We start from the raw sequence: 3016 nt of genomic DNA on the forward strand, positions 1-3016 counted from the left end.
AAGCCATTGACAGCCTGAAACAATTCATCGGCTATCAAAAGGTTGCTTACGTTAACGAACGAATCAAGAAACAAGACCCACGATTGATGCTCGATTTCAGTGCCATCGCCAAAGGTTATGGCAGTGATGTGGTTGCCAACTTACTAAATTTATGATTAACTCGAAAGATTCTAAAAAATAACGTCGCCAAATTTTTAAAGCAGGCGCGACTATGAGGTTAAAATTGTAAACGATCTCGTTACGCTTTTAAATTTAACTTTAAAATCTGCGTTTTTTGCAGTAAATTTTGTATAAATTTCATGTTTTTTGCGGATGTCGAGACTCCGCGCTCAAATCCAAAGAAATAGAATTTTAATCACATAATTTTATCTTTACAAGATATGACGTAGTAGGGAGTGGGCTACAATGCAAATAATTCTACGAATTTTAAGAAGCTGATTTTGCGAGATATCTTGATGCTAAATGCGCTACGTCCTTTCCGGGTAGAATTTCATAAATTTAAAGTTTGTTGTTAAATCAAGTAACACCGAACAATGCTTGGGATATAATTTCGTAGTTTTGGGCATTATGGCTAGCATCGTAGTTAAAATTTTAAAGCTTACGCAAAAGCAAAATTTTATAATTTTAAATTTTAAAATTTATGGAATTTAGAAATTTAAGAAATTCACAGACCCGAAAAGTCCTATAATCTTAAAAATTCCGAATTTAGAAAATTTTAAAATATTCAGAATTCTTAAAATTTCAAAGTATGGGAATTTTTTAGGATTTTAAATTTCGAAATTTTGCGAGTTTAAAAGCCTTTAAAATCCCAAGAATTCCAAATGTGCGCGATTTATTCGCCTAGAGCTTTGTCGATGAGCTTGACGTCTTCGCTTGCGCTGCCGTCGATGACTAGGGCTTGATCGCCGCCGCTTACCGCGCTTTTTCCATTAAATTTTGCGCCGACTTCGATGCCGAAGCTTTGCGATAGCACGTCGCCCACGAGCACGCCGCCGCCTAGTAGCTCGACGAGCTCGGCTTCGATATTACCGAAAAATTTGCCGCTGATTACGATATGTTTGGCCCTAATCGAGCCGCGCGCGGTACCATTTTTACCGATGACGACGGTGTTATCGGAGATCACGTCGCCTTCGACATTGCCATCGATATGCAAAATACACGACAGGTGTAGCTCTCCTTTGATGAGCGTGCCTGACGAGATTATTGTTGTTTGAGCGGTGTTTGCATCGCCTTTATTAAAGATTGCCATGGGACATCTTCCTCCTTAGTAAAAATTTCTTTGTAATTTTTTTCGTTCCAGTTGATGAAATTTAGCGGATCTAGTGGCAGCTGCAAAAATCTAATCTCGTAGTGCAGATGAGGTCCGGTGCTAAGTCCGGTGTTGCCGCTAAAAGCAATGAGATCACCTTTGTTTACAAACTCGCCTACTTTGCGAGTTAAATTTGAATCCAAATGCGCATATCGTGTCGTAAAGCCGTAATTATGTCGGATCTCGACTAGATTGCCGTAGCCAGTAGCGCCCGCGCCGCTGTATTGGATGATGCCGTCTGCAGGCGCGTAGATAGGCGTTTTAGGCGGCGTACGCAGATCAACGCCTGGGTGAAACTGCTTGCGCTTTAAGATAGGATGGTTGCGCCAGCCGAATTTCTCGCTTAGCTGATGAGTGCGCATGACCCTGCCGTTTGGGATCTGCATAAAAATTTCTTTTATCAGCGCGTCGGAGAATTTTTCGTTGATGATCTTTTGCGCGCGCTCTTTGATCTCTTGTTCGGAAGTAGGCTTGATGTGAGATAGGCGGTCGATCGCGCGCTCATCCTCTTCAGGATCGAGCCCAAACTGATGCTCCAAATCCGAAATTTTACCCTCGATGGCTTCAAATTCCATCTGGCTTGCCGCGATACCGTCGCGAAGTTTTTGATTTAGCTCGTTAAGCTCGGTTTTGGTTCGCGAAAGGCTGTCGATTTTAGAGCCCAGATACCTGATATATAGCGCACCCGTAACGAAAACGGTAAAAACAAATAGTACCAAATATAACGCGATCTTTTTGATGATTTGCGAAAGCAAAAAATTCCTAGAGCCGTTAAGGTCGGTTATGGTTATCATAAATTTGTTTTTCATAATGCGGCATTATAATGCACCATAGCTGAAATTTCAAAAAAATTGTAGATAAATTTAAAAGCCATTTAATTTCAAAATTTCACTAAAAGATAAAATTTATTATTTAGTATAATTATAATTTAAGCAAATCTTGCTATAATTACAGCAATTTTAAATAAAGGAGACACAATGTCAAAAACAGTAAAACAACTAAACAAACTTCAGGCGGACGCTCATGCGTTCTTTATTGCATTCCACGATTATCACTGGAATGTTAAGGGCTTACAATTCGCACAGGTTCACGCTTATACCGAGAAAGCATACGACGAGATGGGCGAGCTCTTTGACGATATGGCTGAGCGCGCGCTTCAAATAGGTGGCAAGGCCGTAACTAAGGCTAAGGATCTAATTGAGCTTTCAAAAGACGCTCCGATTAGCGTAAAAGACAGCTATAGCGTATCTGAGGTACTCGAGGATGTTAAAAAAGCCTATGAGTATTTGGTAAAAGAATTTAAAAAGCTTCAAGAAGTAGCCGAAGAAGAGGGCGACGATACGACTTCAAATATTGCGCAGGATCACTACGGCGATTATGAAAAACGCCTATGGATGCTAAGCTCAATGCTAAGCAAATAATCCTCGCAAATCCTTTCAAAATTATTAGGGGCATGTGCCCCTAAAATTCATTAAAATTAGTATTGAAATTTCAAAAAATTTTAAAATTATAAAATTACATTTTCGCGCTAAAATTTTAAATTCTGCTTGAAAACTAAAGCCGAATCGCTCATTCAAAGTAAAATTTATGTAGGTTTCAAATTCCATATAGTTAAAATTTAACTCATTCGCTATGTAAAAGCATAACTCTTTTTATAAAGCTCGGTGCCGTACCACTTCTCGCGTTTCCAAATTCTATTAATTTTCA

The 3016-nt window shown here is 39.3% G+C and carries 4 protein-coding genes; 2 read left to right on the plus strand and 2 right to left on the minus strand.

Annotation, left to right across the window (positions count from 1 at the left end; all coding sequences use genetic code 11):
• Positions 1 to 14 precede the first annotated feature (14 nt).
• Positions 15 to 155, plus strand: coding sequence for an FAD:protein FMN transferase (locus Q0372_RS10400; protein ID WP_366810557.1), 141 nt, complete (start codon positions 15 to 17; stop codon positions 153 to 155).
• A 677-nt stretch (positions 156 to 832) separates the two neighbouring features.
• Here the strand turns inward: Q0372_RS10400 and Q0372_RS07110 are convergent.
• Entirely contained in the window at positions 833 to 1249 is a 417-nt protein-coding gene (locus Q0372_RS07110; protein WP_005873147.1) for a polymer-forming cytoskeletal protein, read from the minus strand.
• Complete coding sequence (locus Q0372_RS07115) at positions 1201 to 2121, minus strand: M23 family metallopeptidase (protein ID WP_306528386.1); 921 nt, start codon at positions 2119 to 2121, stop codon at positions 1201 to 1203. The genes Q0372_RS07110 and Q0372_RS07115 overlap by 49 nt, the downstream gene beginning before the upstream one ends.
• A gap of 165 nt (positions 2122 to 2286) precedes the next feature.
• Between Q0372_RS07115 and Q0372_RS07120 the strand changes: the two genes are divergently transcribed.
• Positions 2287 to 2730: a Dps family protein gene (locus tag Q0372_RS07120; RefSeq protein WP_298104316.1), complete on the plus strand. Its 444-nt coding sequence runs from the start codon at positions 2287 to 2289 to the stop codon at positions 2728 to 2730.
• Positions 2731 to 3016 lie beyond the last annotated feature (286 nt).

The sequence above is a fragment of the uncultured Campylobacter sp. genome, assembly GCF_937997405.1.
GTDB lineage: Bacteria > Campylobacterota > Campylobacteria > Campylobacterales > Campylobacteraceae > Campylobacter_B.